Source organism: uncultured Shewanella sp. (assembly GCF_947501225.1).
Classification (GTDB): domain Bacteria; phylum Pseudomonadota; class Gammaproteobacteria; order Enterobacterales; family Shewanellaceae; genus Shewanella.
The window spans coordinates 1-1,211 of sequence record NZ_CANMUW010000037.1; the positions used below are offsets into that span (position 1 = coordinate 1).

A 1,211-nucleotide genomic window follows, 5' to 3' on the forward strand; every position below is an offset into this window, starting at 1 on the left:
TTGTATGGATAATAAACTCACCTGATTTACAAATAGTTTCCAGTTTCGGGTAATGTGAGACCCAGGCTTTAGCTGCAACTAAAGCTTTCCTTACCGTAGTTCGATTGAGCGATGGATCCTCTATCGAGAGACCGATAACAAGAACGAACGCGGCAAAGGACTCCAAGCATCATACTCGAATAGTCTACTGGGTCTCGAACCCGCATTTGCAAGCAAGAGTTAGCTTATTATGAATTCAAAAACTAATCAAAACATTAACGTAGGTGTCGATACAGGCAAGTTTCAACTTGATATTTTTATTCGTCCAACAGGTCACTTTTTTAGTGTCAGCAACGACGATAAAGGGATTAAAGAAGCGATACATGTACTGAAAAAACATCAACCAGAACGTATTGTGATTGAAGCAACTGGTCGCTTAGAAATGCCATTTATTATGGCTTGCGCGGAGGCAAACTTACCTTTTGTTATTGCTAATCCCATCCATGTAAAACGCTTTGCTGGTGCCATCGGCCAACGAGCTAAAACCGATAAGCTTGATGCGCAACTCATTGCTCATTACGGTGAAGCCATTAAGCCCAAATTGTCGTCATTAAAGCCCGGTATAATGCAATCTATGAGTGATTTAGTCGCAAGGCGTAATCAGTTACTGGTCATGCAAACTATGGAGAAAAATCGTCTTCAAATTCTCCCTAAAGAACTGGCTATGACGATTAAACCTATCTTGACTGCGTTCAAAAATCAGATTGAAAAGATAGAAACTAAAATCGTTAAACTCATTGAATCTTGTCCTGACTATCAAGCTAAAAACGTTATTCTTCAGAGCATGAAAGGCATTGGAAAAATAGCTGCTGCATCCATTATTAGTAATCTACCAGAGTTGGGCTATATCAATAATAAACAAGCGAGTTCATTAGTCGGTGTTGCACCGATGAATAAAGAAAGCGGACGGTTTAAAGGGATGCGAAAAATACAGGGTGGACGACACCAGGTTAGGACTGTTTTGTACATGGCAATGATGTCGGCGATTCAATCAAACCCCGTTTTCAAAGAAACTTATCAGCGACTGGTTGCGGCCGGGAAACCCAAAAAAGTTGCCATTATTGCTTGCATACGAAAGATGGTTGTAACTCTAAATTCAATGCTGAGAGATGGTGTTTTATGGGAAGCGCCAAAAGCTTAAATTTAGCTGTTGACGCCATAGTCTCTTGTTA

1 protein-coding gene is annotated in these 1,211 nt (G+C 40.4%); it reads left to right on the plus strand.

Annotated features, from left to right (window positions below):
- Nucleotides 1-229 precede the first annotated feature (229 nt).
- Nucleotides 230-1,180 carry an IS110 family transposase gene (locus Q1B47_RS21800; RefSeq protein ID WP_299798829.1) on the plus strand — a complete coding sequence of 317 codons (951 nt, stop codon included), beginning with the start codon at nt 230-232 and terminating at the stop codon, nt 1,178-1,180.
- Nucleotides 1,181-1,211: the final 31 nt, after the last annotated feature.

Coding starts and splice junctions, on each gene's coding strand:
- Q1B47_RS21800 (WP_299798829.1), top strand. CDS start 230: ATGAATTCAAAAACTAATCAAAACATTAACGTAGGTGTCGATACAGGC.